The 26,229-nt window shown below is 51.4% G+C and carries 23 protein-coding genes; 14 read left to right on the top strand and 9 right to left on the bottom strand.

The window, feature by feature from the left end:
• The first annotated feature begins 14 nt into the window (after nt 1-14).
• From yiaY to HVZ52_RS00705, 4 genes are all read left to right on the top strand, one after another.
• Entirely contained in the window at nt 15-1,166 is a 1,152-nt protein-coding gene (gene yiaY / locus HVZ52_RS00690) for an L-threonine dehydrogenase (protein ID WP_137380157.1), read from the top strand.
• Nucleotides 1,167-1,258: 92 nt separating this feature from the next.
• Nucleotides 1,259-2,797, top strand: a complete 1,539-nt coding sequence (gene aldB / locus HVZ52_RS00695) for an aldehyde dehydrogenase AldB (RefSeq protein ID WP_181598754.1) — start codon at nt 1,259-1,261, stop codon at nt 2,795-2,797.
• Nucleotides 2,798-2,981: 184 nt separating this feature from the next.
• The gene (locus tag HVZ52_RS00700) at nt 2,982-3,305 is read left to right on the top strand and encodes a DUF3302 domain-containing protein (protein ID WP_003024200.1); all 324 of its coding nucleotides are present in this window, start codon (nt 2,982-2,984) and stop codon (nt 3,303-3,305) included.
• Nucleotides 3,306-3,310: 5 nt separating this feature from the next.
• Complete coding sequence (locus tag HVZ52_RS00705) at nt 3,311-4,447, top strand: HlyD family secretion protein (protein ID WP_016154946.1); 1,137 nt, start codon at nt 3,311-3,313, stop codon at nt 4,445-4,447.
• Between the two features lie 47 nt (nt 4,448-4,494).
• Here the strand turns inward: HVZ52_RS00705 and HVZ52_RS00710 are convergent, their stop codons facing one another.
• Nucleotides 4,495-5,448: a LysR family transcriptional regulator gene (locus tag HVZ52_RS00710; protein ID WP_047501322.1), complete on the bottom strand. Its 954-nt coding sequence runs from the start codon at nt 5,446-5,448 to the stop codon at nt 4,495-4,497.
• 121 nt (nt 5,449-5,569) lie between these two features.
• Here HVZ52_RS00710 and HVZ52_RS00715 point away from each other — a divergent pair, with 121 nt between their 5' ends.
• Nucleotides 5,570-6,310 carry a MipA/OmpV family protein gene (locus tag HVZ52_RS00715; RefSeq protein WP_181598755.1) on the top strand — a complete coding sequence of 247 codons (741 nt, stop codon included), beginning with the start codon at nt 5,570-5,572 and terminating at the stop codon, nt 6,308-6,310.
• A 237-nt stretch (nt 6,311-6,547) separates the two neighbouring features.
• Entirely contained in the window at nt 6,548-7,021 is a 474-nt protein-coding gene (locus HVZ52_RS00720; RefSeq protein ID WP_181598756.1) for a 4Fe-4S dicluster domain-containing protein, read from the top strand.
• 35 nt (nt 7,022-7,056) lie between these two features.
• Here the strand turns inward: HVZ52_RS00720 and avtA are convergent, their stop codons facing one another.
• Both avtA and malS read right to left on the bottom strand, forming a co-directional pair.
• Complete coding sequence (avtA, locus tag HVZ52_RS00725; protein ID WP_231390989.1) at nt 7,057-8,349, bottom strand: valine--pyruvate transaminase; 1,293 nt, start codon at nt 8,347-8,349, stop codon at nt 7,057-7,059.
• Between the two features lie 134 nt (nt 8,350-8,483).
• Nucleotides 8,484-10,514: an alpha-amylase gene (gene malS, locus HVZ52_RS00730; RefSeq protein WP_016154931.1), complete on the bottom strand. Its 2,031-nt coding sequence runs from the start codon at nt 10,512-10,514 to the stop codon at nt 8,484-8,486.
• A gap of 316 nt (nt 10,515-10,830) precedes the next feature.
• On the opposite strand from malS, the gene HVZ52_RS00735 reads away from it, so the two are divergent.
• The gene (locus HVZ52_RS00735) at nt 10,831-11,655 is read left to right on the top strand and encodes a protein bax (protein WP_016154930.1); all 825 of its coding nucleotides are present in this window, start codon (nt 10,831-10,833) and stop codon (nt 11,653-11,655) included.
• Nucleotides 11,656-11,697: 42 nt separating this feature from the next.
• Here the strand turns inward: HVZ52_RS00735 and xylR are convergent, their stop codons facing one another.
• The 4 genes from xylR to xylF form a co-directional block, all read right to left on the bottom strand.
• On the bottom strand, nt 11,698-12,876 hold the full coding sequence (xylR, locus tag HVZ52_RS00740; protein ID WP_016154929.1) for a D-xylose utilization transcriptional activator XylR: 1,179 nt from the start codon (nt 12,874-12,876) through the stop codon (nt 11,698-11,700).
• A gap of 80 nt (nt 12,877-12,956) precedes the next feature.
• A complete protein-coding gene (gene xylH, locus HVZ52_RS00745) occupies nt 12,957-14,138 on the bottom strand; it encodes a xylose ABC transporter permease XylH (protein ID WP_181598758.1) in 1,182 nt (393 codons plus the stop codon).
• Nucleotides 14,116-15,657, bottom strand: a complete 1,542-nt coding sequence (locus tag HVZ52_RS00750; protein WP_181598759.1) for a xylose ABC transporter ATP-binding protein — start codon at nt 15,655-15,657, stop codon at nt 14,116-14,118. Before HVZ52_RS00750 ends, xylH begins: the two co-directional genes overlap by 23 nt.
• A 109-nt stretch (nt 15,658-15,766) precedes the next feature.
• On the bottom strand, nt 15,767-16,759 hold the full coding sequence (gene xylF / locus HVZ52_RS00755; RefSeq protein ID WP_016154926.1) for a D-xylose ABC transporter substrate-binding protein: 993 nt from the start codon (nt 16,757-16,759) through the stop codon (nt 15,767-15,769).
• A gap of 365 nt (nt 16,760-17,124) precedes the next feature.
• Here xylF and xylA point away from each other — a divergent pair, with 365 nt between their 5' ends.
• From xylA to yiaA, 4 genes are all read left to right on the top strand, one after another.
• The gene (gene xylA / locus HVZ52_RS00760) at nt 17,125-18,447 is read left to right on the top strand and encodes a xylose isomerase (protein WP_016154925.1); all 1,323 of its coding nucleotides are present in this window, start codon (nt 17,125-17,127) and stop codon (nt 18,445-18,447) included.
• 71 nt (nt 18,448-18,518) lie between these two features.
• Nucleotides 18,519-19,973, top strand: a complete 1,455-nt coding sequence (gene xylB, locus HVZ52_RS00765) for a xylulokinase (protein ID WP_047415853.1) — start codon at nt 18,519-18,521, stop codon at nt 19,971-19,973.
• Between the two features lie 166 nt (nt 19,974-20,139).
• Nucleotides 20,140-20,484 (top strand): inner membrane protein YiaB, encoded by a 345-nt coding sequence (gene yiaB / locus HVZ52_RS00770; protein ID WP_049271785.1) that lies wholly within the window; start codon nt 20,140-20,142, stop codon nt 20,482-20,484.
• A gap of 24 nt (nt 20,485-20,508) precedes the next feature.
• A complete protein-coding gene (yiaA, locus tag HVZ52_RS00775; RefSeq protein ID WP_016154922.1) occupies nt 20,509-20,946 on the top strand; it encodes an inner membrane protein YiaA in 438 nt (145 codons plus the stop codon).
• 40 nt (nt 20,947-20,986) lie between these two features.
• Here the strand turns inward: yiaA and HVZ52_RS00780 are convergent, their stop codons facing one another.
• Nucleotides 20,987-21,982 carry an acyltransferase gene (locus HVZ52_RS00780; protein WP_016154921.1) on the bottom strand — a complete coding sequence of 332 codons (996 nt, stop codon included), beginning with the start codon at nt 21,980-21,982 and terminating at the stop codon, nt 20,987-20,989.
• Nucleotides 21,983-22,155: 173 nt separating this feature from the next.
• On the opposite strand from HVZ52_RS00780, the gene HVZ52_RS00785 reads away from it, so the two are divergent.
• The 3 genes from HVZ52_RS00785 to glyS all read left to right on the top strand — a co-directional run bounded on the left by HVZ52_RS00785 (nt 22,156) and on the right by glyS (nt 25,550).
• Nucleotides 22,156-22,464, top strand: coding sequence for a YsaB family lipoprotein (locus HVZ52_RS00785; protein ID WP_016154920.1), 309 nt, complete (start codon nt 22,156-22,158; stop codon nt 22,462-22,464).
• A gap of 95 nt (nt 22,465-22,559) precedes the next feature.
• The gene (gene glyQ / locus HVZ52_RS00790; RefSeq protein WP_001168551.1) at nt 22,560-23,471 is read left to right on the top strand and encodes a glycine--tRNA ligase subunit alpha; all 912 of its coding nucleotides are present in this window, start codon (nt 22,560-22,562) and stop codon (nt 23,469-23,471) included.
• A 9-nt stretch (nt 23,472-23,480) separates the two neighbouring features.
• Complete coding sequence (glyS, locus tag HVZ52_RS00795; protein WP_016157728.1) at nt 23,481-25,550, top strand: glycine--tRNA ligase subunit beta; 2,070 nt, start codon at nt 23,481-23,483, stop codon at nt 25,548-25,550.
• 63 nt (nt 25,551-25,613) lie between these two features.
• On the opposite strand, the gene cueP is transcribed toward glyS, so the two are convergent.
• Complete coding sequence (cueP, locus tag HVZ52_RS00800) at nt 25,614-26,153, bottom strand: copper-binding periplasmic metallochaperone CueP (RefSeq protein WP_016157727.1); 540 nt, start codon at nt 26,151-26,153, stop codon at nt 25,614-25,616.
• Nucleotides 26,154-26,229 lie beyond the last annotated feature (76 nt).

Below are 26,229 nucleotides of genomic sequence, written 5' to 3' on the forward strand. Positions count from 1 at the left end.
TTAAGGATCGTACAATGGCTGCTTCAACATTTTTTATTCCTTCCGTGAATGTAATCGGCGCTGATTCATTAAAAGAAGCAATGAATACAATGGCGGAATATGGTTTTCGTCGTACGCTGATTGTCACGGATGCCATGCTGACAAAATTAGGTATGGCTGGCGAGATTCAAAAAGCATTACAGGAACGTGATATTTTCAGCGTAATTTTCGACGGTACGCATCCTAATCCCACGACCAGTAACGTCGCTGCTGGCCTGCATATACTGAAAGAAAACGAATGTGATAGCGTTATTTCCCTCGGCGGCGGTTCTCCGCACGATTGTGCGAAGGGCATTGCGCTGGTGGCGGCTAACGGCGGCGATATTCGCGATTACGAAGGTGTGGACCGTTCTGCAAAACCACAGCTGCCGATGATCGCCATTAACACCACCGCGGGCACGGCATCTGAGATGACCCGTTTCTGCATCATTACCGATGAAGTACGCCACATAAAAATGGCGATTGTGGATAAGCACGTTACGCCGCTGCTGTCCGTTAATGACTCCTCGCTGATGGTCGGCATGCCGAAGTCCCTGACAGCGGCAACCGGTATGGATGCGCTGACCCACGCCATTGAAGCCTACGTGTCTATTGCTGCAACGCCGATTACCGATGCGTGCGCGTTGAAAGCGGTCACCATGATTGCGGAAAACCTGCCGGTCGCCGTTGCAGATGGCAGCAATGCTCAGGCGCGCGAAGCCATGGCTTACGCGCAGTTCCTCGCGGGCATGGCTTTTAACAACGCTTCTCTTGGTTATGTGCACGCAATGGCGCACCAGTTGGGTGGCTTCTACGATCTGCCGCACGGTGTATGTAACGCAGTGCTGCTGCCGCATGTGCAGGTCTTCAATAGCAAAGTGGCTGCCGCTCGCCTGCGTGATTGCGCTGCGGCAATGGGTGTGGACGTTGCTGGCTTGAGCGCAGAGCAAGGGGCGGAAGCCTGCATCACGGCGATCCGCGAACTAGCGCAGAAAGTGAATATCCCGGACGGTCTGCGTGAGTTGAACGTGAAGGAAGAGGATATTGCCGTACTGGCGACCAATGCCCTGAAAGATGCCTGCGGTTTCACTAACCCGATTCAGGCGACTCATGAAGAAATCATGGCGATTTATCGCGCTGCTATGTAATTCGTGATACCTGTCGTAAAGCAGTAAATGGCTGGCGAATAATTCGCCAGCCCCGTCTACCCTTGTAGTACCCCTACAGCAAGGAGACGGTCATGACCAATAACCCCCCTTCAACGCGTATTTATCCCGGCGAGTATGGTTACCCTCTGAAGTTAAAAGCCCGATACGATAACTTTATCGGCGGTGACTGGGTTGCCCCGGTGGACGGCGAGTATTACCAAAACCTGACGCCGGTAACCGGGCAATTACTGTGCGAAGTGGCCTCTTCCGGCAAAAAGGATATCGATCTGGCACTGGATGCCGCGCACAAAGTAAAAGACAAGTGGGCACAGACATCCGTGCAGGACAGGGCGGCGATACTGTTCAAAATCGCCGATCGTATGGAGCAAAACCTGGAACTGCTGGCGACGGCAGAAACCTGGGATAACGGTAAGCCCATCCGCGAAACCAGCGCGGCAGATGTTCCGCTGGCGATTGACCATTTCCGCTATTTCGCTTCCTGTATTCGTGCGCAGGAAGGGGGTATAAGCGAGGTTGATAGCGAGACCGTGGCTTATCACTTCCATGAACCTCTTGGCGTGGTAGGGCAAATTATCCCGTGGAACTTCCCGTTGCTGATGGCCAGCTGGAAGATGGCGCCCGCGCTGGCGGCGGGTAACTGCGTCGTGCTTAAACCCGCGCGCCTCACGCCGCTGTCCGTGCTGTTGCTGATGGAAGTCATCGGCGATCTGCTCCCGCCAGGCGTGGTAAACGTGGTAAACGGTGCGGGTGGGGAAATCGGTGAGTATCTGGCGACGTCTAAGCGCATTGCGAAAGTGGCGTTTACCGGCTCAACGGAAGTTGGGCAGCAGATCATGCAATACGCCACGCAGAACATTATTCCCGTCACGCTGGAGCTGGGTGGGAAATCGCCCAATATCTTCTTCGCTGATGTGATGGATGAAGAAGATGCGTTTTTTGACAAAGCGCTGGAAGGTTTCGCGCTGTTTGCCTTCAATCAGGGTGAAGTGTGTACCTGTCCGAGCCGTGCATTAGTACAGGAATCTATTTACGAACGTTTTATGGAAAGAGCTATTCGCCGGGTGGAGAGTATTCGCAGCGGCAACCCGTTAGACAGCGTGACGCAAATGGGTGCGCAGGTGTCGCATGGTCAACTGGAAACCATTTTGAATTACATCGATATTGGTAAGAAAGAAGGGGCTGATGTTCTCACCGGCGGGCGGCGCAAGCAACTGGATGGCGACTTAAAAGAAGGTTATTACCTCGAACCAACCATTCTGTTTGGCAAGAACAACATGTGGGTTTTCCAGGAAGAGATCTTCGGGCCCGTGCTGGCCGTCACGACCTTTAAAACCATGGAAGAGGCGCTGGAAATCGCCAATGACACCCAATATGGGCTTGGCGCTGGTGTCTGGAGCCGTAACGGAAATCTGGCGTACAAGATGGGCCGTGGGATTCAGGCGGGGCGTGTTTGGACCAACTGTTACCATGCTTACCCGGCCCATGCGGCATTCGGTGGCTATAAGCAGTCGGGTATCGGGCGCGAGACGCATAAGATGATGCTCGAGCATTATCAGCAAACCAAATGTCTGCTGGTGAGCTACTCAGATAAACCGCTGGGACTATTTTAATTTCTCATCACTTATTGCCCGGTTTTGCGCCGGGCATATCTTTATTCTGCAGTTATATATAAACCCATATATCGTTATATAAATAAGACGATTGCATCCAATCTGGTCATTCCACTACTATTATCAACTCTATTGTGTAAATCAAATTACAGCTGAGTTTTCAATTTAAATCCCTGAGGCAAATATGTTCCTTAATTATTTTGCATTAGGAGTGCTTATTTTTGTATTCCTGGTCATTTTTTACGGGATTATTATTCTGCATGATATTCCCTATCTCATTGCAAAGAAACGTAACCATCCTCATGCTGACGCAATACATGTCGCGGGCTGGGTGAGTTTGTTTACCTTACATGTCATTTGGCCCTTTTTATGGATCTGGGCAACGCTTTATCGCCCGGAACGCGGGTGGGGCATGCAAAGCGCGGATTCTTCCCTGATCCAGTTGCAGGCCAGGGTTGCCGATCTGGAAAAGAAACTGGGTGAGGCGAAGACCTCTCCGGCGGAGTAATATCGATGGATTTATTGATCGTTCTGACCTATGTGGCGTGCGCATGGTCAATATTTAAGATTTTTAAAATTCCTGCCAATAAATGGACAGTACCCACTGCAGCATTGGGCGGTATATTCATTGTTTGCGGGCTTATATTACTGATGAATTATAACCATCCGTATACATTTAAGGCGCAAAAGGCAGTAATTTCTATTCCCGTAGTACCGCAGGTCACGGGGGTCGTGACGGAAGTGACGGATAAGAAGAATACGCTGATCAAAAAAGGTGAGGTACTGTTTAAACTTAATCCGGGACGTTATCAGGCACGAGTTGATCGCCTGAAAGCTGATATTGTCACCGCACAACATAAAGAGCAGGTGCTGGTGGCGCAGTTAGACGAAATGCAAGCCAACACGCAGCGGGCAAAGGCTACGCGTGACAAGCTAGCTAAAGATTACCAGCGCTATGCGCAGGGGAGTCAGGCGAAGGTCAATCCTTTTTCTGAACGCGATATCGATGCGGCGCGGCAAAACTATCTGGCACAGGAAGCAGCGGTGAAATCCTCCGTTGCGGAACAACAGCAAATCCAGAGTCAGTTAGACAGCCTGGTGCAGGGTGAGAATTCGCAAATTGCCAGCCTGAAAGCGCAGTTAGCCGAAGCGGAGTTCAACCTGGACCAGACAGTGGTTCGCGCGCCCAGCGATGGTTACGTTACGCAGGTGCTGATGCGACCGGGAACCTATGCCGCCGCGCTGCCTATGCGTCCGGTGATGGTGTTTATCCCGGATCAAAAACGGCAAATTATCGCCCAGTTCCGGCAAAACTCGTTGCTGCGATTGGAGCCAGGCGATGAAGCTGAAGTGGTGTTTAACGCCCTGCCAGGTAAGGTTTTCAGCGGCAAACTGGCTGCCATCAGTCCGGCCGTACCGGGGGGGACATACCAGTCGAATGGGGCGCTGCAATCCTTAAATTCTACGCCCGGATCGGAAGGGGTGATCGCCACGATTGAGCTGAATGATAATGTGGATGTGAACGCTCTGCCTGATGGGATTTATGCGCAGGTCGCGGTTTATTCTGATCACTTCACCCATGTGTCGGTGATGCGTAAGGTTCTGCTGCGTATGACCAGTTGGGTGCATTATCTGTATCTCGATCACTAGGCGCAGGCTATTTTGCTTACCATTTTGAACCTGGTACCCTAATTCGCTTACTCAGGCTGCTGTTCCAGCGCCTGAGTAAGTTGCTGGCGGAGCTCTGCCAACATCTCATCAAGAATAAACTGTACCCGCCATGGCTGATATTCACGTTTGCGGAAAATCACCACCAAATCCAGCCACCATTCATGTTGTTCTGAGAAACATGGAACCAGCGACCCGGATTCAATATCTTTTTGGATACTCGCATTTGGCGCAAAAACAATGCCCAGATGGTTACGTGCCAGCGCCAGTGCAGACTGCGTATTGTCGCAGACATAATTTCCGGTCACCCGATAATCGTGCATCTCCTTGCCTCCGGCAGAAGTGAAACGCCAGATATTAGCCTCATCTATCATCATGGAATCAATCAGGATACAGGAATGTTCTTCCAGTTCATCAGGGCTACTAATAGGATGTGCTTTGATATACTCAGGGCTGGCAAAAGCCGTCACCGCATATTTGGTAATGAAACTGGCAACCAGAGATTCATCTTTAGGATGCGCATAGGTGATTAAAATATCACAATCTTCAGGGAAGTCGACACCTTCAAAAAATGCCTTTCGTTCCAGGTTACATGTTTTAAGTGAGAGGCTAATTCCACCGATATCCTGAATTTTTGCGATCACATGTTGCGATAAATAAGCAATTATGCCCGTCGGTGCATATACGGTTACCCGCCCACGTTTTTCGTGCTTATAATCAGCAATGAAATTATTGAGCTGATCGTTTCTGTCCAACATGTCATTGATGTAAGGAAGCAGCGCTGTACCAAACGGTGTGAGGGTGAGCTGTCGAGTGGTGCGATCAAATACCTTTAGTCCAACTTTGGATTCAAAATCAGCAAGGTACTTACTAACGTTGGCTTGTGCGATGCCGAGAACCGTAGCGGCATGACTGATGTTTTCACTGGCAGCAATTACCGAAATAATCTTCAGTTCCCGGTGTTTGAGTTGTAATTTGTTCATCGCCAAACCCAATATATATATGTTTGTATATATTACTATATAAATATGAATCTTGCACCGATGAAATTGTAAGCATTATTATGCACGCGTTTTGTATCTTATTTTAAAATGGAATGTGGGCATGTTAATTAAACGCAATATTGTGGCGCTATTCGCCTTTTCATTTATGGCGAGCGCAACTGCCGCAGAATTTTCTATTGGCGGCGGCGCTGTATATAACGAATCTCCTTATCGTGGATATAATGATAACGTTCACGCAGTACCGCTTGTCAGTTATGAAAGTGAATCATTTTATTTTAGGCAAACAACGTTAGGTTATATTCTTTCAAAAAATGAAAGTAATGAATTCAGCATTACTGCCTCGTACATGCCGCTTGAGTTTGATCCGGGTGATAACGACGATCAAGCGATGAAGCAACTGAACAAGCGTGACGCAACCGCGATGGCGGGTGCTGCATGGTATCACCATGAGAAATGGGGCAGCGTGAAAGTCTCCGCAGCAGCGGATGTGCTGGACAACAGCAACGGTTGGGTTGGGGAAATGTCTCTGTTTCGCCAAATGCCGATAGGCAAGCTGACGCTGACGCCGGCGATTGGCGTGCTCTACTATGACGAAAACTTCAACGAATATTACTACGGCATCTCTGGCAATGAATCCCGCCGTAGTGGGTTATCAAGTTACTCCCCTGGCGATAGCTGGACACCGTATGTTGGCCTGTCCGCTAAATACGCATTGACCAGCAATCTGACGCTGCTGGCCAGCGCCAACTATAGTGCGCTGCCAGATGATATTAAAAATAGCCCGATGGTTGACCGTGATGACAGCTTTACCTTTATGTCCGGTCTGACCTGGCGTTTCTGATTCTCACCCGTTTGTCCTCAGGAAGGAGGGCAATCTTTTCAATGCGGTAGACTGGATAAGACCCGAAGCATCGTCATCCGGCTCATTTCCAATGAGCTGGGTTTTACCGTTCGCGATTAGGCGGATCGCCATAGTTGTTCAGGCACCTGACAATATTTAACCGTTTCCCCTGTCCGATCAAGGCGTCAGGGGCAACCTCTCTGGCACTCTGTGGTTTTCACGCAGACGGAGGGAGCAATGAACGAGTTTATTATGGCGGATGCGGCAAAATGTATTGGGTGTCGTACCTGTGAAGTTGCCTGCGTCGTCGCGCACCAGCAAAACCAGGACTGCGCGTCGGTCTCTTCCACTGCGTTTACCCCGCGCATCCGCGTGATCAAAGACGACGCCTTTACGACGGCAGTCGCCTGCCATCAATGCGAGGACGCTCCCTGTGCAAATGTCTGCCCGACGCACGCAATTCGTCGTGAACATGGGCATATCTTCGTTGAACAGGCGCGTTGTATTGGTTGTAAAAGTTGTATGCTGGCCTGCCCGTTTGGGGCAATGAATGTCGTCGCCCGCTCGTCACGGGTGCAGGCGATAAAGTGCGATTTATGCTGGCACCGTGATACGGGACCCGCGTGTGTCGAAGCCTGCCCGACCAGCGCGTTGCAGTGTATAGATGCCGTCAGTATTCAGCGCCAGCGTCTGTGTTCACAGCCGCTGTGAAGTGAGCCCGACCCGCTCTCGGGTCGGGACTTGCGTTAGCCTTCCTGCCAGGCGCGTTCGATCTCTTCAGCCAGAATCTTCACTCCAGCTTCTATTTTCTCCGGTTCTGGCACGTAGTTCATCCGCATACACTGATGCGTATGCGGCCAGGGTTTATCCAGACCCGGGAAGAAGTAGTCACCGGGAACCATCAGCACGCCGCGCGCTTTCAGACGCTGATACAACAGTTCGGTGCTGATAGGCAAATCTTTGAACCATAACCACAGGAAAATCGCGCCCTCCGGTTTATGAATAAGGCACCGATCTTCAGATAAATAGCGGCGAATGATCGCAATCGTCTCCTGAACGCGCTGATAATAAAACGGCTTTATCACCGTCTCGGACAGGCGCAGAAGGTCGTTGCGCTTAATCATTTCGCACATGATTGCCGGACCCATTCCGCCAGGCGCGAGACTGATAATGCCGTTCATGTTGGTGATGGCGGTGATGATTTTTTCATTCGCGATAATGATGCCGCAGCGGGAGCCTGGCAGACCCAGCTTGGAAAGGCTCATGCACAGCACAATGTTGGGATTCCACAGCGGGCGCGCTTCGCTAAAGATGATGCCGGGGAACGGTACGCCATAGGCGTTATCAATCACCAGCGGGATCCCATGCTGGTTGGCCAGCCGGTCCAGCTTCATCAGCTCTTCATCGGTGATCACGTTGCCTGTCGGGTTTGTCGGACGTGACACGCAGATCATGCCCGTCTCTTCACCGATGTGCAGGTGTTCAAAATCAACGTGATACTTAAACTGACCTTCTGGTAACAGTTCGATATTTGGGCGCGCGGAGACAAAGAGATCCTCTTCCAGCCCGGAATCGGCATAGCCAATGTATTCCGGAGCTAACGGGAACAACACTTTTTGCGTTGTTCCGTCGACGCGGCGTCCGGCGAACAGATTGAATAAGTAGAAAAATGCACTCTGACTGCCATTTGTCAGTGCAATATTTTGTGGCTCGATATCCCAACCCTGCTTCTCACGTAGCAGTTTCGCCAGCTCAGTCAGCAGCTCGGTTTTACCTTGTGGACCATCGTAATTGCAAAGCGCATCAGTGGCTTTGCCGTTTTCCAGCATATCTGCCAGCAGAGATTGAAAGTAATTTTGCATCTCTGGAATTTGCGCCGGATTGCCGCCACCGAGCATGATGGCGCCTGGGGTGCGTAAACCGTCGTTAAGGTCCTCCATCAGGCGTGTGATGCCTGAATGGCGGGTAAATTTGTCGCCAAAAAGTGAGAATGTCATAGCAGGTGGTCTGTCGAACTGAGTAGTAAAGTGGCTAACCATAGCGCTACCCATGGCAGGGTGCAAATCAGGGGTATCAGGCCGGATTGAGATTTTGTGCTACTGATTTTTATTTGGCTGGTTTTTAATGTTGAGTAAGGCTTCCCGCTGCGTGGACAGCGAGAAGCCTACCGGGATCAGGGCTGACCGGCCCACACCACCATCACCTTATCGTCGCCATGCTCACGAATAAATCCGTATCCCTGCGTCAGCGGCAGCGTGATTTGTTTACCGGCGCCAATGGCGGGATGCCTGGCCCTGAACTGACTGATTCGCTGCCAGTGTGCGACGCTGGCGGCAGATTTCCCGGTCACATCCTGCCAGTTCATCTCTGAGCGCGTACCCTGTAATGGGTCTGAGCCGGTTGGGCCAAAGGGGCGGGCCGACTCGTCGCCATAAAAGAGTTGAACCGCGCCAGGTGCCAGCAGCAATAGCTCGGCGGCGTTGTCTCCACCTTCGCGGAACAGACGTGTATCGTGCGAGGAGAGATAACTCAGGACGTTGAAGTCCTGCAATTTATCCGCCATCTGCTGCCAGGTGGGGTCCATATTTGCCAGACAATCAACGGCCTTTGCCGCCTGCTCCTGGTAGTCGAAATTGATCATCGCATCGAAGCCGTGACGGTAATAGTCGCTTTGCATCACACCGTGACCCCAGGCCTCGCCAGTCATCCAGAAGGGGTTATCATCCAGCGCTTTTTCCGGATTGGCTTTCTTCCATTCGACCAGCGCCGCGCTGGCTTGTGTTTTTAGCTGCTGCCAGGCGGGAAGCTCGACGTGTTTAGCGGTGTCGACCCGAAAGCCGTCAATCCCATAATCACGCACCCACTGACTGAGCCAGTGCGTCAGATAATCCCGGGGCGTGTAACCGGCGATGGCTTTGGCGTGCGTATCCGGCTTGTGCTGATAAAAGTTTGGCAGCCCGGAAGGCGTAGTGGATTCGGTTTTCAGATCGGGCAGGAAGGCCAGCGACATCGTCAGGTCGTCAAAGCCAGGATTGTCGTAATCGCCAATATCGGTGCGGACCCAGTTTTTCCCCCACCATTTTTCCCAGCCAGCTTTATCGCTAAAGTTGATGTAATCATTGAAACTGTGCCAGCTTTGCCCGGCGGATGGCTGCCAGTCCGTCCAGCGTTCCCCGAGCGTTTTTTTCAGTTCATCGCCCGATAGGTACAGTGCCCCAAACTGATACTCCTGCATATCCGCCAGCGTGGCGTAGCCGGTATGGTTCATCACCACATCAAACAAGACACGGATGCCGCGCTGGTGTGCGCCATCAACCAGCGCGCGCAGGTCCGCTTCGTTTCCCATATTGGCGTCAAGCGTGGTCCAGTCCTGGGTGTAGTAGCCGTGGTAAGCGTAGTGGGGGAAGTCCCCTTTGGCGCCACCGCCGACCCAGCCGTGGATTTGCTCAAACGGCGCGCTGATCCACAGGGCGTTGACGCCTAACTGTTGCAGGTAGTCGAGTTTGCTGGCGAGCCCGCGCAAATCGCCACCGTGGAACGTGCCAATTTCCTGCATGCCGTCGTTGCGACGCCCATAGCTGTGGTCGTTACTCGGATCGCCATTCACAAAGCGGTCCGTCAGGACGAAATACACCGTGGCGTTATGCCAGTCGAAAGCGGCGGGGGCATCGGTTTCCGCCCGTTCCAGTAGCAACAGCCCGTTACTGGTTGCGGCGGGCTGTAGGGTAATCGACCCGTTTTTTACTGTTGCCGTTTGCTGGCTGTAGAAATCACGCACCACGGCACCTTCCGGGAAGGTCAGGCTCACGTCCAGCGTTAATGGTGAACCGTCCCATTTCGGGCATTGGCGAATCTGGGTGGTGACGGTGTCCTTAGCACTTTTTACCAACAGCATCAGCGTTGGCGTACCGGAGCGGGTATCGATTTCCAGCGTGTAATCGCCGTCTTTGAATAAACGCCACTGTGGCGGCGTGCCTTCACAAGGTTTTAGCGACAGCATCTGGTTGAGTTTTATCGCATCAGCAGGCTGCCAGCACTGTTGGTCAAAATTCAGGGTTAAAGGACGGGTACCCTTCGTCAACGCTGCATGGCTGACGAATTTACCCGTACCTTCCGCTTCGAAGGTGGGAAGTCCTTGAGACGTCCATGATGAGGCGATGGCAATGCTGGGCATTAGCGCCAGCGCAACGGCGGCAAGTTTCATAGTGCTGTCCTTGATGCTGCGATTTTCGCCAGTTTGCCAGTGAAATCAGGCCGGAAACTCCTCCTTTGAGTTGATTCCGCCAGGAGGAGAAGTGAGGGTGAGCGATCGCGCGCAAAAAATGAACTTATTTTGCGATAACCTCCACATTTTCTTCGAATTAATGGCACCCAGAACCGTTAATACGTGACATAGTTTCAGAATTGGACTATTCCTGTGGGTGCTCTTGACGGCTATTTTTGATATGATTTGAGATTCATCTCTCATTTTTGTGAAAAATATAAGGTGTTGGAATGTATAAATCCGACCAGGAGACCTAATGATATTGACTCCCATTCGACGATATGGGGCAATGATTCTTATGTTACTCACCGTTGCATTTTCGGGTGAGGTGCTGGCAAAGACACACACGGCGACAACGAGTCACAAGCCCCAGATAACCAAGGCAAGTAATAAACAGGTTAGCAGTAAACAAGAGTATTCTCGCAATAGTGCAAAGAGTAGTTCACTTCCTGATTTGCGAAAATACCCTTCCGGAACACCAAGGAAAAAAGCGTTTCTCCGGACAGTTATGCCTTATATTACCAGTCAAAATGCTGCCATTACGGCGGACCGTAACTGGCTGATTTCAAAACAGTACCAGAACCGCTGGTCACCGACTGAGCGTACGCGTATGAAAGACATCGCGAAGCGCTACAAGGTGAACTGGTCTGGTAACACGCGTAAAATTCCGTGGAATACGCTACTTGAGCGTGTAGACATTATCCCGACCAGTATGGTGGCAACCATGGCTGCGGCAGAAAGCGGCTGGGGTACGTCGAAGCTGGCGCGGAGCAACAACAACCTGTTTGGCATGAAATGTGGCAAGGGTCGTTGTAACAATGCACCGGGTAAGGTGAAAGGCTACTCACAGTTTGAATCAGTGAAAGAGTCGGTGAATGCTTACGTCATTAATTTGAATACGCATCCGGCCTACTCTTCCTTCCGTAAGTCACGTGCGCAGTTGCGTAAAGCCGATCAGGAAGTCACCGCCACCGCGATGATCCATAAGCTGAAGGGTTATTCCACTAAGGGACAGAGTTATAACAACTATCTGTTCGCAATGTATCAGGACAACCAGCGTTTAATCGCCGCGCATATGTAATTTCGAGTGCCGGATGGCGACTTCGCCCTCCGGCTATCATCCTTATAGCAACACTTCACTGTTCACATCGCGATACTCTTTTGGCGTCGTGTCGTACTCTTTCTTGAATACCGAATAGAAATACTGCAGAGATGGGTAGCCGCACATCTGTGAAATTTCGTTGATTGAAAGCGTGGTAGAAATCAACAGGCTGCGCGCCTTTTCCAGCTTTTCGGCATGAATCACGGCGTGAATGGTCTCTCCGACCTCTTCTTTAAAGCGCTTCTCCAGATTCGAACGTGAAATCCCTACTGAGTCCAACACTTGATCAACCTTGATACCTTTGCAGGCATGGTTGCGAATGTAATGCATCGCCTGAATAACGGCAGGATCGGTAAGTGAACGATAATCTGTAGACTGACGCGCAACAACGCGTACAGGAGGAACCAGAATGCGCTGTAAGGGTATCTCTTCGTGAGCCAGCAGGCGGTGGAGTAGTTTGGCTGCCTGATACCCCATTTGTCTGGCCCCCTGAGCGACGGAGGACAAGGCGACTCGTGACAGGTAACGGGTCAGCTCTTCGTTATCGATACCAATGACGCACAGTTTTTCCGGTACCGGAATATGCAGATGTTCACAGGCCTGCAGAACGTGCCGCGCACGTGCGTCGGTGACGGCGATAATCCCGGTTTGTGGAGGTAAGGTTTGCAGCCAGTCCGCCAGCCTATTTTGCGCGTGCTGCCAGTTCTCCGGCGCGGTTTCCAGCCCCTGATAGACGACGCCGCGGTACTTCTCTTTGGCAACCAACTGGCAAAACGCATATTCACGTTCTGCGGCCCAGCGTTTACCGCTTGAAGCCGGAAGACCATAAAATGCAAACCGGTTAATCCCTTTCTCTTTCAGATGCAGGAAGGCGCTTTCTACCAGCGCGTGGTTGTCGGTGGCAATGTAATGTACTGGTGGATAATCTTGCTGCAGATGGTAGGAACCCCCAACGCCAATGATCGGAACATCCACATCGACAAGTAATTGCGCAATATCATCATCGTCATAATCGGCAATAACGCCGTCGCCTAACCACTCTTTAATGTTATCAATGCGAGCACGAAAATCTTCTTCTATGAAGATATCCCACTCCGATTGCGACGCTTGCAGATACTCGCCAACCCCTTCAACCACCTGACGGTCGTAGGCTTTATTGGCATTAAATAACAACGTAATACGATGACGTTTATAAAACATGGTTCTTTTCCTGCTGAATCATGTAGATAAGACAATGCCGGTTGCATTAACCGGCATTGAGATACACCCACTTCTTAAATTCAGGAACGACGTTTGGTTGCTGAGTCCATCCATACCGCCAACAACAATATCGCCCCTTTCACTATGTATTGCCAGAAGGTGGGGACGTCCATCATACTCATTCCATTATCGAGAGAAGCCATAATGAATGCGCCCATGACGGCGCCGGCAACACTCCCGACCCCTCCCGCCAGGCTGGTTCCCCCGATGACACATGCGGCAATGGCATCCAGTTCTGCAATGTTCCCTGCGGAAGGGGAACCTGCGCCAAGCCGGGAGCTAAGAATGAGCCCGGCAATTGCGACCATCAAACCATTAATAGCGAAGACGGCAAGTTTGGTGCGTTCAACGTTGATACCTGAAAGGCGGGCGGCTTCCAGGTTCCCGCCAATGGCGTAAATTCTCCGACCGAATGCAGTGCGCGTGGCCATAAACATCCCACCGAGCAGCAGCAGCGTCAGCAGCAGGACGGGCGTTGGAACACCACGATAATCGTTTAATAGCCAGATTGCCCCTAAGACGACAATGGCTGTGAATGCCTGGCGACCCACAGCCGACGTTGATGCGGGAGTGGCAAGGCCTAACGCCTGGCGACGCATACGGCCTCGCCATTGCCAGCCAACAAACGCCATTAAGCCGAGAGCACCGATGACAAAGCCTGTGCCATCAGACAAGTAGCTCTGACCAATCTGAGACATTGCTGCGCTGGTGGGGGATACGGTGGTGCCGTTGGTGATGCCAATCAGAATACCGCGGAAAGCCAGCATTCCCGCAAGGGTGACGATAAACGACGGAACCTTGCGGTAAGCAACCCACCATCCATTCCATGCCCCGAGGAGCAATCCCAGAGTCAGGGTTACGATCACCGTCAGCGGTAAAGGCCAGCCTAGCCAAACATCACAGATCGCCGCTACGCCGCCCAACAATCCCATCATGGAACCGACAGAGAGATCGATTTCAGCGGAAATGATCACAAACACCATACCCACGGCAAGAATACCGGTAATCGCAGTCTGTCGAAGCAGGTTCGAGACATTACGTGCGCTCAGGTATGCGCCATCAGTGGTCCACGTGAAAAACAGCACAATCACGATAATCGCCGCAATCATGACGAAGACTTGCAAGTTAAGCGATTTTATTGCTGGGAAACCACCTGTGATAGAGGGAGAAAGTTTCGCTTCAGACGGATTGTTTTTCGACATGATGTTCGCTCCTTAATGCGGCTTCCATCACCTGCTCCTGAGTCAGGTTATGATTTACCAGGTTAGCTTTCAGTTTTCCTTCATGCATCACGAGGATGCGATCGCTTAGTCCGAGCACTTCAGGTAATTCAGAGGAGATGACAATCACGGCAATGCCTTCCTGGACGAGCTGGTTGATGAGTTTGTAGATTTCATATTTGGCGCCGATATCAATACCCCTGGTGGGTTCATCAAGAATGAGAATCCGGGGATTTAACAGGAGGCAACGCGCGAGAATCGCTTTTTGCTGATTCCCTCCGCTCAGACGCCCGATCGCAAGGTCGGGGGACGATGTTTTTACTTTGAGCTGTTGAAGCGATTCCAGAATGCATTTTTGTTCAGCGGCATCATCAAGATGGCTCATGCCCCCGGTAAATTTATCGAGTGCAGCCAGCGTGATATTTTTCCCCACAGCCATCACCGGAACAATGCCATCTTTTTTTCTGTCTTCAGGCACCATGGCGATGCCATGAGCAATAGCTTGCTGGCAGTTATGGATATGCACCTGAGTGCCTTCAATAAAAATCTTTCCCTCCCAACGACCAGACCAGACGCCAAACAGACACTGTACGGCTTCGGTACGTCCTGCACCGACGAGTCCGGCAATGCCGAGAATTTCGCCCTGCTTGAGTGAGAAAGAAATGTCGTTGACGCGTTTTATATGGCGATTGACGGGATGCCAGGCTGTCAGATTCTCAACCCGTAAAATCTCTTCTCCCGTGGTATGAGGCTCGCTGGGGTAAAGTGCGGTGAGCTCACGACCAACCATCATGGTGATAATATCGTCTTCAGTCATGTTGGTTGCATCGCGTGTGCCGATGTGTTTACCGTCGCGAATAACGCAAATGGTATTCGAGATGGCCTTAACTTCATTCAATTTGTGTGAAATATAAATGCAGGCGATATCATGCTGTTGTAGGTCACGTATAATATTCAGCAGTATTGCAGTTTCCTGCTCGGTGAGGGAGGCCGTTGGTTCATCCAGAATAAGTAAGCGGACCTGCTTATTCAGCGCTTTTGCAATTTCTACCAGCTGTTGTTGCCCTAATCCTAAATCGCCCACGCGCGTATCTGGCGAAATAGACAAACTGACCTGATCGAGTAATTTTTGACAGCGTAACGTCATCATCTCGTAATCAAGAACGCTGTTATGGGTCATTTCGTTACCGAGGAAAATATTTTCCAGTATTGTTAACTCTTTCACCAGGGCTAATTCCTGGTGGATGATCGCAATACCCTTACGTTCGGTATCACGAATATGGCTGGCACGGATGGCTTCGCCAGCAAAAATGATCTCGCCTTCGTAGGTTCCATGCGGGTAAATTCCGCACAGAACTTTCATTAGCGTCGATTTACCCGAACCATTTTCACCGCATAATGAAATGATTTCGCCAGCATTGATCCTAAGGCTAACGTTATCAACCGCCTTCACTACGCCGAATGTTTTGGTAATGTTTTTCATTTCAAGAAGATATGGCATAACTGCTCCACATAAGCCAATAAGAGAACCCTGCGTGGATATTCACGTTTATCCGTGGCGAATTTGACACCACGTTTTATTGCCCTCTGATTTGCAGAGGGCACATGGCTTACAGATCGCTTTTCTTGTGGAATCCGTCTTTAATGACGGTCTCGTTAATATTATCTTTGTTAACATCAATAGGTGTGAGTAGTCGGGAAGGGACATCTTTCAGGCCATTATTCAGCGAAGTATCTGCTTTAGGCTGTTGATCATTTCCCAGTTCGACGGCGATTTCCGCAGCGGTATTTGCGAGCAATGTAATAGGTTTATAAACCGTCATGGTTTGAGTCCCGGCGACAATGCGCTTGATGCCTGCAAGGTCTGCATCTTGTCCGGAAATAGCGACTTTTCCTGATAATCCTTGCGCACTCAGCGCCTGAATCGCACCGCCAGCTGTGGCGTCATTTGAGGCAACTACTGCGTCAATTTTGTTATTGTTGGCGGTTAGCGCATTTTCCATAATCTTCAACGCATTCTCCGGTAACCAGCCGTCAACCCATTGATCGCCCACCACCTTAATTTTTCCGCTGTCGATATAAGGTTTTAATACTTTCATTTGTCCAGCGCGGAACAGCTTCGCGTTGTTATCAACGGGTGAGCCACCCATCAGGAAATAATTCCCTTCGGGAACAATATTGACTAATGATTGAGCCTGTAATTCACCTACTTTTTCATTATCGAAAGAGATATAAAAATCGATGTCAGCATCATTGATCATGCGATCGTAAGCCAGCACCTTGATCCCTTCTTGTTTTGCTTCTTTGATAACATTGCTTAATACCTGGCCGTTGTAAGGGATTATCACAAGGACATCCACGCCCCGGTTTATCATGTTTTCAATCTGCGACATTTGGGTTTCTTCATTACCATTCGCCGATTGTACAAATACTTTCGCACCAAGCGATTCAGCTTTATTGACGAAAATATCGCGATCTTTCTGCCAGCGTTCCAGGCGGAGATCATCAATCGCCATACCGATTTTTACTTCTTTGGCATGACCTGCGACACTGGTGAGTAAAAGGGATGTGCAAACAGCAAGTAAAATGTTCTTCATCTTCATAATCGTGATGCCTTTTGTAGGGGAGAAACAGCAGTAAAAGTAACAATCACAGCATAAGACGTAGCAGAGTTTTAACAGGTAACGGCGGGAAGGCAATTATAGATTTTTATCTTCCAATTACGTTTTTTGGTTTATTTCTTGATTTATGACCGGGATCGTATTTTAAATGATTCGTTACCTGGGTTGCATTTAAGTTTGATAAGTAACAATTTTTAAATTGTTCAGATTTTATTTTGAGAAGTAGCGCACACTTGTGAATTATCTCAATGGCAGTATGAAATAACATAATTGAGCAATGGGTGGGGAGTGCCCAATATTACGACATTATCCATTACCCGCCGCATTACCTGATTATGGAGTTCATTATGCCAGCCTATTTTGACCAGCTTGAGCGCGTTCGTTATGAAGGTACCAAATCAACTAATCCATTAGCATTTCGCCACTACAACTCTGATGAGTTAGTGTTAGGCAAGCGTATGGAAGATCACCTGCGGTTTGCTGCCTGCTACTGGCACACTTTCTGCTGGAATGGTGCAGATATGTTTGGTGTTGGTGCATTTAATCGCCCGTGGCAGCAGCCCGGTGAAGCGCTGGAATTAGCGAAGCGCAAGGCGGACGTAGCGTTCGAGTTTTTCCACAAGCTGAACGTGCCCTACTACTGCTTCCATGACGTGGATGTCTCGCCGGAAGGCGCGTCGCTGAAAGAGTACAAAAACAATTTTGCGCAGATGGTTGATGTACTGGCGGCAAAACAGGAACAGAGCGGCGTGAAGCTGCTGTGGGGAACGGCAAACTGCTTCACCAACCCACGTTACGGCGCGGGCGCGGCCACGAACCCGGATCCGGAAGTGTTCAGCTGGGCCGCCACTCAGGTGGTTACGGCTATGGATGCCACGCATAAATTAGGCGGTGAAAACTACGTTCTGTGGGGCGGTCGTGAAGGCTATGAAACGCTGCTGAATACCGATCTGCGGCAGGAACGTGAGCAAATTGGTCGCTTCATGCAACTGGTCGTGGAACACAAACACAAAACCGGTTTCCAGGGCACTTTGCTTATCGAGCCGAAGCCGCAGGAACCGACCAAGCACCAGTACGATTACGATGCGGCGACCGTATACGGATTCCTCAAGCAGTTCGGTCTGGAAAAAGAGATCAAACTGAATATCGAAGCCAACCACGCCACGTTGGCGGGTCACTCATTCCATCACGAAATCGCCACCGCTATCGCGCTGGGCCTGTTTGGCTCTGTCGATGCCAACCGTGGGGACGCGCAACTGGGCTGGGATACTGACCAGTTCCCGAACAGCGTAGAAGAGAATGCGTTGGTGATGTACGAAATCCTGAAAGCCGGCGGCTTCACCACCGGTGGCCTGAACTTCGATGCCAAGGTTCGTCGTCAGAGTACCGATAAATACGATCTGTTCTATGGTCATATTGGTGCGATGGATACCATGGCGCTGTCGCTGAAAATTGCGGCGCGTATGATTGAAGACGGTGGTCTGGATCAGCGCGTGGCTAAACGTTATGCCGGTTGGAATGGTGAGCTGGGCCAGCAAATTCTGAAAGGGCAGATGACGCTGACGGAAATTGCGCAGTACGCTGAACAACACAACCTGGCGCCAGTGCACCAAAGCGGTCATCAGGAATTGCTGGAAAATCTGGTGAACCATTATTTGTTCGACAAATAACGGGTCTCTGAGAATGTCCGTAAGCCCGGTCAGCTCGCGCGACCGGGCCTTTCTTTAAGGAACGATGCCCTATGTATATCGGGATAGATCTTGGCACATCAGGCGTAAAGGCCATTCTGCTCAACGAGCAGGGCGATGTGGTCGCTTCGCAAACAGAGAAACTCACCGTTTCGCGCCCGCACCCGTTATGGTCAGAACAAGACCCAGAGCAGTGGTGGCTGGCAACGGATCGCGCTGTGAAAGCTCTGGGTCGGCAGCATTCACTTCGCGAGGTGAAAGCGTTGGGAATTGCCGGACAGATGCACGGCGCGACGCTACTGGATGCACAACAGAAGGTATTGCGCCCGGCTATCCTGTGGAACGATGGTCGCTGCGCCGAAGAGTGCGTCATGCTGGAGAGCCTGGTTCCGCAGTCTCGTGCCATCACCGGCAACCTAATGATGCCTGGCTTTACCGCGCCAAAGCTGCTGTGGGTACAGCGCCACGAACCGGAGATTTTTAGCCGGGTTGATAAAGTCCTGCTGCCGAAAGATTACCTGCGCCTGCGTATGACCGGCGATTTCGCCAGCGATATGTCTGATGCGGCTGGTACCCTGTGGCTGGATGTTGCGAAGCGTGACTGGAGTGATGTCATGCTGGAAGCCTGTAAGCTGACTCGTGCGCATATGCCTGCGCTCTATGAAGGCAGTGAGATTACCGGAACATTGTTGCCAGCAGTCGCCAGGGCCTGGGGAATGCAGGAGGTTGCGGTGGTCGCCGGAGGCGGGGATAACGCAGCGGGGGCAGTTGGCGTGGGCATGATGAATGCCGGTCAGGCGATGCTATCGCTGGGTACTTCCGGGGTCTATTTTGCGGTCAGCGACGGCTTTCTCAGCAAACCGGAAAGCGCGGTCCATAGCTTTTGCCATGCCTTGCCTGAACGATGGCACCTGATGTCCGTGATGTTAAGTGCGGCATCCTGCCTGGACTGGGCGGCAAAATTAACCGGACTGGCGAGCGTTCCTGCGTTGATTGCCGCAGCGCAACAGGCGGATGAACACGCTGAGCCGGTCTGGTTTTTACCCTATCTGTCCGGTGAACGTACGCCGCACAACAACCCGCAGGCGAAGGGCGTATTTTTCGGTCTGACGCATCAGCATGGTCCGGCGGAGCTGGCACAGGCGGTGCTGGAAGGCGTTGGTTTTGCATTGGCTGAGGGTATGGACGTGGTACACGCCTGCGGCGTGCAGCCCTCCAGCATTACGCTGATTGGCGGCGGGGCGCGCAGCGAATACTGGCGTCAGATGCTGTCTGACATCAGCGGATTGCAGTTGGATTACCGTACCGGCGGCGATGTTGGTCCTGCTCTCGGTGCGGCGCGTCTGGCGCAAATTGCCATTAATCCGCAGCAGCCATTATCAGACCTTCTACCTCAGCTTACGCTGGAGCAGGCGCATTATCCTGATGTCGAGCGCCATGCCCTTTACCAACAGCGTCGGGAAACCTTCCGCCGAATCTATCAGCAATTACACCCGCTGATGTCCTGACCCTAAATCCCCTCTGGTAAACAGAGGGGATTTATCAAATATATATTTCAATCTAATTAATAATTAGCGCGCATGAATTTATTCTGAAAGTCCGGCGTAGTGGCCTTTTCTGTGTTGTCTTTAGCGGGTTATTCATATTGTATCCATGATGGATAAGGAGGTCCCAATGAAGACAACAAGGCTGTTGCCATGGATATTATTCTTCTCTGGTGCATTTATTTACGTTATTGGCTTATGGCGGGCATGCCCGTTATTGAGTAGCAAAGGCTATTTTTTCGCCGTGCTGATGACGGGAATGTTTGTGACGTACGTTTATCAGCGTGCAGATAATCTCAATCAGAACGATGAACTCTTCGCCTCTGTATGTCAGATGGTGGCGCTCATCACGGTAGGGGTGCTGTTGGTGGGCGTATTGAACGTCCCATTATCACCCCTCGAAAAGGGGCTGTTCCCGGTGGCATTCATCGTATGTTTACTGGGGCAAGTTTTACTCATGCGTTCAGCAGAATAGTTATCTAAAGGACCGGAACTCTAAATGGAAAACAGGACATCAACTTATTCACCGGCATTTAGTATTGTGTCATGGGTCGCGCTTCTCGGCGGTATTGTGGTTTATCTGCTGGGGTTGTGGAATGCCGATATGCAGTTAAACGAAAAGGGGTATTACTTTGCTGTTTTGGTGCTTGGTTTGTTTTCTGCTGCGTCGTATCAAAAGACGGTACGGGATAAATATGAGGGGATCCCGACTACGCCGATTTACTACATAACCTGTCTTGCCGCGTTTATTATTGCGGTTGCATTGTTGGTTATCGGTTTGTGGAATGCCACGCTGCTGCTAAACGAGAAAGGGTTTTACGGCCTGGCCTTCTTTTTAAGCCTGTTTGGTACCGTTGCGGTGCAGAAAAATATCCGTGATAGTGGCTTTGAGCATCCAAAAGAAACGCTGGCAGTCGCAGACGATTTTACGGAGTGATCGTATGCCCTCGATGGTTACCGATCGAGGGCTTTTATTGTTAGCTCACCAGTCTGCGCGTATCGATGCGCTGCAACAATACAGACAACAGTAAACTTCCCGCCAGCGTGGCGCTAAAAATCCACAGCATATCCAGCGGCGGCCAGTTTTTGAGTTCTACACCGTTGGTGCGTAGCGCGTGAATGATCAGCGCATGAAAGCCATAAATGCCCAGAGAGTGGCGGGAAATAAGGCCCAGTACCGGCAGAGTGCGCGTACTGAGCGTATTTTTGACCAGCGTCAGGAGGGAGGCGGCACAAATAAACACCGCCGGGCCACAATAGAGATACCAGGTATCGGCAAAATTGCCTCGCCAACGCAGTTCATGCAACGTGCCTCGAGAAATAATAAACACTGCGGTGATAAACAACGCCGCACAGAGCCAGGTAAGCGCGCGCTTGTGCGTATCCATCATACCAATCGCTCGGCCTAGCATACCGTACACGATGTAGTAGAACGTGTCGCCACTGATGTACAGGTTGATGGGAAGCCACTCAAAACCACCAATTTTTTGTGAGACGGTATTGGGATTGGCAATCACCCCAATCACCATCATAAGCGCCAGCAGCATCTTGCCGCTGATATTTTTTACCTGTATCAGCGGGGAAACCAGGTAGATTACGGCGATCGCGAAGAAAAACCACAGGTGATAGAACACCGGCTTTTGCAGCAGGTTTTTCAGCGACAGCTCAGCGTTGATCGAGGTAAACAGCAGAATGTAGGCTAGCGCCACGCTGCTGTAAAACAGGATGCAGAGCGCAATGCGCATGAAATGGCGCGGTTTGGCGCTGCGCTCGCCAAAAAACAGATAGCCCGAAATCATAAAGAACAACGGGACGCTGACGCGAGAGGCTGAATTGAGCACATTGGCCAGATCCCAATTCAATGGGCTGACGCTTTGCGCATTGGTGATGTACCAGGTCGTGGTGTGGATCATCACAACCATGAGACAGGCTATCCCGCGCAGGTTATCAATCCAGAATATTTTGGGCTGCATCAGTTCCTCTGTATTCATTAAAAAAAGTCTGACCGAAATTTTGCGAGCGTAGCTCACTGGAAAAATCCGAGTTCTTACGCTAAAGCTTGAGATGGTCTGATGAGATTCTCAAAATAGCATCCGTTTCCAGACACTTAATAATAAGACTGACCAGCAAACCAGGCGGTAATAAAATGATGATGAAGTATTTCTTTTCCGCGATCGTTACCCTTTTACTGGTTGCGTGCGCCGACACCCAGCCGCCTGCACCCGCGCAGAAGGCGCAAAAGATCAAAGTCAGTGCAACACGTTCGCTGGATATGGAGTCACTGTGTAAAAATGAGGCGGCACAAATCTACAACACTGGTGTGCAGAAAATTGATATCTCCGGTCTGGAACAATTTCAGGGCAGCTATGAGATGCGTGGTTCTACCTTCCGTAAAGAGAGTTTTGTCTGCTCTTTTGATGCAGACGGGCAGTTTTTACACCTTTCCATGCGCTAAGTTCCCCCTTTTTCCCGTTTCGTACTGTATATCTTGCAGCCAGCGGGTATACTGACCGCTTCCTTTAAATCCACACGTATCCAGCACGAAATAATATGCAAAAGTTTGATACCAGGACCTTCCAGGGCTTGATCCTGACCTTACAGGATTACTGGGCTCGCCAGGGCTGCACCATCGTTCAACCATTGGACATGGAAGTCGGCGCGGGGACATCTCACCCAATGACCTGCCTGCGGGCGCTGGGGCCGGAACCGATGGCGACTGCTTATGTGCAGCCTTCTCGTCGTCCGACCGACGGCCGCTATGGCGAAAACCCGAACCGCTTACAGCACTACTATCAGTTCCAGGTAGTGATTAAGCCGTCTCCGGACAACATTCAGGAGCTGTACCTGGGTTCTCTGAAAGAGTTGGGTATGGACCCGACCATTCACGATATCCGTTTCGTGGAAGATAACTGGGAAAACCCAACGCTGGGTGCCTGGGGTCTGGGTTGGGAAGTGTGGCTGAACGGCATGGAAGTCACGCAGTTCACCTACTTCCAGCAGGTTGGTGGTCTGGAATGTAAACCAGTGACCGGGGAAATTACCTACGGTCTGGAACGTCTGGCCATGTACATTCAGGGCGTAGACAGCGTTTACGACCTGGTCTGGAGCGACGGCCCGCTGGGTAAAACCACTTACGGCGACGTGTTCCATCAGAACGAAGTGGAGCAATCCACCTACAACTTCGAATACGCCGACGTGGACTTCCTGTTCACCTGCTTCGAGCAGTACGAGAAAGAAGCGCAGCAGTTGCTGGCGCTGGAAAATCCGCTGCCGCTGCCTGCGTATGAACGTATTCTGAAAGCCGCCCATAGCTTCAACCTGCTGGATGCGCGTAAAGCCATCTCCGTCACCGAGCGTCAGCGCTATATCCTGCGTATTCGCACCCTGACCAAAGCAGTGGCAGAAGCTTACTACGCTTCCCGTGAAGCCCTTGGCTTCCCGATGTGCAACAAAGACAAATAAGAGGCGGCCATGTCTGAGAAAACTTTTCTGGTGGAAATCGGCACTGAAGAGCTGCCACCAAAAGCACTGCGCAGCCTGGCTGAGTCCTTTGCTGCGAACTTTACCGCGGAGCTGGATAATGCTGGCATCGCGCACGGCAACGTGGAGTGGTTCGCCGCGCCGCGTCGTCTGGCGTTGAAAGTCGCTGCCCTGGCTGAAGCACAACCCGACCGTGAAGTAGAAAAACGCGGCCCGGCTATCGCCCAGGCGTTTGACGCCGAAGGTAAACCGAGCAAAGCGGCCGAAGGTTGGGCGCGTGGCTGTGGCATCACGGTTGATCAGGCTGAGCGTCTGACCACCGACAAAGGCGAGTGGCTGCTGTATCGCGCGCATGTGAAAGGCGAAAGCGCTGAAGCGTTGCTGCCGAACATGATCGCCACCTCACTGGCGAAGCTGCCGATCCCGAAACTGATGCGCTGGGGCGCGTCTGACGTTCACTTCGTGCGTCCGGTTCACACCGTGACGCTGCTGCTGGGCGACAAAGTTATTCCGGCAACTATTCTGGGTATTCAGTCCGATCGCGTGATCCGCGGGCATCGCTTTATGGGCGAGCCGGAGTTCACCATCGATAATGCCGATCAGTACCCAGAAATTCTGCGTGAGCGCGGCAAAGTGATTGCGGATTACGCTGAGCGTAAAGCCAAAATCAAAGCTGATGCCGAAGACGCGGCGCGTAAAATTGGCGGCAACGCCGATCTGAGTGAAAGCCTGCTGGAAGAAGTCACCTCGCTGGTGGAATGGCCGGTCGTGCTGACCGCGAAGTTCGAAGAGAAATTCCTCGCTGTTCCGTCCGAAGCGCTGGTACACACCATGAAAGGTGACCAGAAGTACTTCCCGGTATACGCGAACGACGGCAAACTGCTGCCGAACTTTATCTTCGTTGCTAACATCGAATCCAAAGACCCGCAGCAAATCATCTCCGGTAACGAGAAGGTGGTTCGTCCGCGTCTGGCGGATGCCGAATTCTTCTTCAATACTGACCGTAAAAAACGTCTGGAAGACCATCTGCCGCGTCTGCAAACCGTGCTGTTCCAACAGCAACTGGGTACGCTGCGCGACAAAACTGACCGTATCCAGGCGCTGGCGGGCTGGATTGCTGGTCAAATTGGCGCTGACGTTAACCACGCAACGCGTGCTGGCCTGCTGTCCAAGTGCGACCTGATGACCAACATGGTCTTCGAGTTCACCGATACCCAGGGCGTGATGGGCATGCACTACGCGCGTCACGATGGTGAAGCGGAAGATGTCGCTGTGGCGCTGAACGAGCAGTATCAGCCGCGTTTTGCCGGTGATGACCTGCCATCTAATCCGGTTGCCTGTGCCGTGGCGATTGCCGATAAGATGGACACACTGGCGGGTATCTTCGGTATCGGTCAGCATCCGAAAGGCGACAAAGACCCGTTTGCGCTGCGTCGTGCCGCGCTGGGCGTACTGCGTATCATCGTTGAGAAGAACCTGAATCTGGATCTACAAACGTTGACCGAAGAAGCGGTTCGTCTGTATGGCGACAAGCTGACTAACGCCAACGTGGTGGATGATGTGATCGACTTTATGCTCGGTCGCTTCCGCGCCTGGTATCAGGATGAAGGTTACACCGTCGATACCATTCAGGCAGTACTGGCGCGTCGTCCGACTCGTCCGGCTGATTTCGACGCACGTATGAAGGCGGTTTCGCACTTCCGTACGCTGGAAGCTGCGTCCGCGCTGGCTGCAGCGAACAAGCGTGTATCGAACATCCTGGCGAAGTCTGAAGAGACGCTGAATGACCGTGTAAATTCGGCAACGCTGAAAGAGCCGGAAGAAATTGCGCTGGCGCTGCAGGTTGTGGTGCTGCGCGATAAGCTGGAGCCTGTCTTTGCAGCTGGTCGTTACCAGGAGGCGCTGGTTGAGTTGGCGGAACTGCGTGAACCGGTTGATGCGTTCTTCGAGAAAGTGATGGTCAACGTGGAAGATAAAGATCTGCGTATTAACCGTCTGTCTATGCTCGCAAAACTGCGCGAACTGTTCCTGCGCGTAGCGGATATTTCTCTGCTGCAGTAACGCTCCTGAGCTGACTTAGAAAAGCCGGATAAGCATTGTGCCATCCGGCTTTTTTGTATGTTGTTAGCGCAGCTGTAATTTTGTCAGACAGGTCTGGCTGTCTTCCATCGTCTTGATGGGATACTCTGCCGTTTTACCGTTGTAACTTACCGCGATTGTGCCTGCCATATTGCGCGGTAGCCATACCCCGACGAAGCCATTTCGACCGCTCTTCATCACTTTTTGTACCACCACCTCACCCTTGTTATCCGTCACTTTGACATTGAATGCCTTCTCCGGCATTTCGCCCTGGCAGCCAGAAAGGCTGTGGTTGAAGCAAGGATGTGTTTGCCATTCATAGGGGGCAAATGACAGATAGAACTTGTCACCGAGCGGTAGGGTATAAATCTGATCGCCCGAAGAGAGCTTCAGTTCGGTACTGGTGATAGATGCTGAGTACGGCAGCGGGCGGTTCTGTGGCGACTGGTCAATGGTCTCGACGATTTGCTCGACGGATTTACCGCTGAGCCCGTGTTCCGCCAGAAAAGCAGCTTCCGGAGTTGCTGCGAACGCGCTAGCGGTAGTGAGCAAACCTAAAACCAGCAGCAGTGAGGATTTCGACATAGCTTCAATTCCTTGTGAATATTGTGGAATACAGACTGGCTCACTATAAAGCTTGCCCTTAGGGAAAGGTCAAAGG

Origin of the sequence: Citrobacter sp. RHB36-C18 (genome assembly GCF_013814485.1) — a bacterium.
Classification (GTDB): domain Bacteria; phylum Pseudomonadota; class Gammaproteobacteria; order Enterobacterales; family Enterobacteriaceae; genus Citrobacter; species Citrobacter braakii.

Bases quoted from the DNA above. Each gene is read 5' to 3' on its own strand.
- yiaY (WP_137380157.1), top strand. From the start codon at position 15: ATGGCTGCTTCAACATTTTTTATTCCTTCCGTGAATGTAATCGGCGCT.
- aldB (WP_181598754.1), top strand. From the start codon at position 1,259: ATGACCAATAACCCCCCTTCAACGCGTATTTATCCCGGCGAGTATGGT.
- HVZ52_RS00700 (WP_003024200.1), top strand. From the start codon at position 2,982: ATGTTCCTTAATTATTTTGCATTAGGAGTGCTTATTTTTGTATTCCTG.
- HVZ52_RS00705 (WP_016154946.1), top strand. From the start codon at position 3,311: ATGGATTTATTGATCGTTCTGACCTATGTGGCGTGCGCATGGTCAATA.
- HVZ52_RS00710 (WP_047501322.1), bottom strand. From the start codon at position 5,448: ATGAACAAATTACAACTCAAACACCGGGAACTGAAGATTATTTCGGTA.
- HVZ52_RS00715 (WP_181598755.1), top strand. From the start codon at position 5,570: ATGTTAATTAAACGCAATATTGTGGCGCTATTCGCCTTTTCATTTATG.
- HVZ52_RS00720 (WP_181598756.1), top strand. From the start codon at position 6,548: ATGAACGAGTTTATTATGGCGGATGCGGCAAAATGTATTGGGTGTCGT.
- avtA (WP_231390989.1), bottom strand. From the start codon at position 8,349: ATGGTTAGCCACTTTACTACTCAGTTCGACAGACCACCTGCTATGACA.
- malS (WP_016154931.1), bottom strand. From the start codon at position 10,514: ATGAAACTTGCCGCCGTTGCGCTGGCGCTAATGCCCAGCATTGCCATC.
- HVZ52_RS00735 (WP_016154930.1), top strand. From the start codon at position 10,831: ATGATATTGACTCCCATTCGACGATATGGGGCAATGATTCTTATGTTA.
- xylR (WP_016154929.1), bottom strand. From the start codon at position 12,876: ATGTTTTATAAACGTCATCGTATTACGTTGTTATTTAATGCCAATAAA.
- xylH (WP_181598758.1), bottom strand. From the start codon at position 14,138: ATGTCGAAAAACAATCCGTCTGAAGCGAAACTTTCTCCCTCTATCACA.
- HVZ52_RS00750 (WP_181598759.1), bottom strand. From the start codon at position 15,657: ATGCCATATCTTCTTGAAATGAAAAACATTACCAAAACATTCGGCGTA.
- xylF (WP_016154926.1), bottom strand. From the start codon at position 16,759: ATGAAGATGAAGAACATTTTACTTGCTGTTTGCACATCCCTTTTACTC.
- xylA (WP_016154925.1), top strand. From the start codon at position 17,125: ATGCCAGCCTATTTTGACCAGCTTGAGCGCGTTCGTTATGAAGGTACC.
- xylB (WP_047415853.1), top strand. From the start codon at position 18,519: ATGTATATCGGGATAGATCTTGGCACATCAGGCGTAAAGGCCATTCTG.
- yiaB (WP_049271785.1), top strand. From the start codon at position 20,140: ATGAAGACAACAAGGCTGTTGCCATGGATATTATTCTTCTCTGGTGCA.
- yiaA (WP_016154922.1), top strand. From the start codon at position 20,509: ATGGAAAACAGGACATCAACTTATTCACCGGCATTTAGTATTGTGTCA.
- HVZ52_RS00780 (WP_016154921.1), bottom strand. From the start codon at position 21,982: ATGCAGCCCAAAATATTCTGGATTGATAACCTGCGCGGGATAGCCTGT.
- HVZ52_RS00785 (WP_016154920.1), top strand. From the start codon at position 22,156: ATGATGATGAAGTATTTCTTTTCCGCGATCGTTACCCTTTTACTGGTT.
- glyQ (WP_001168551.1), top strand. From the start codon at position 22,560: ATGCAAAAGTTTGATACCAGGACCTTCCAGGGCTTGATCCTGACCTTA.
- glyS (WP_016157728.1), top strand. From the start codon at position 23,481: ATGTCTGAGAAAACTTTTCTGGTGGAAATCGGCACTGAAGAGCTGCCA.
- cueP (WP_016157727.1), bottom strand. From the start codon at position 26,153: ATGTCGAAATCCTCACTGCTGCTGGTTTTAGGTTTGCTCACTACCGCT.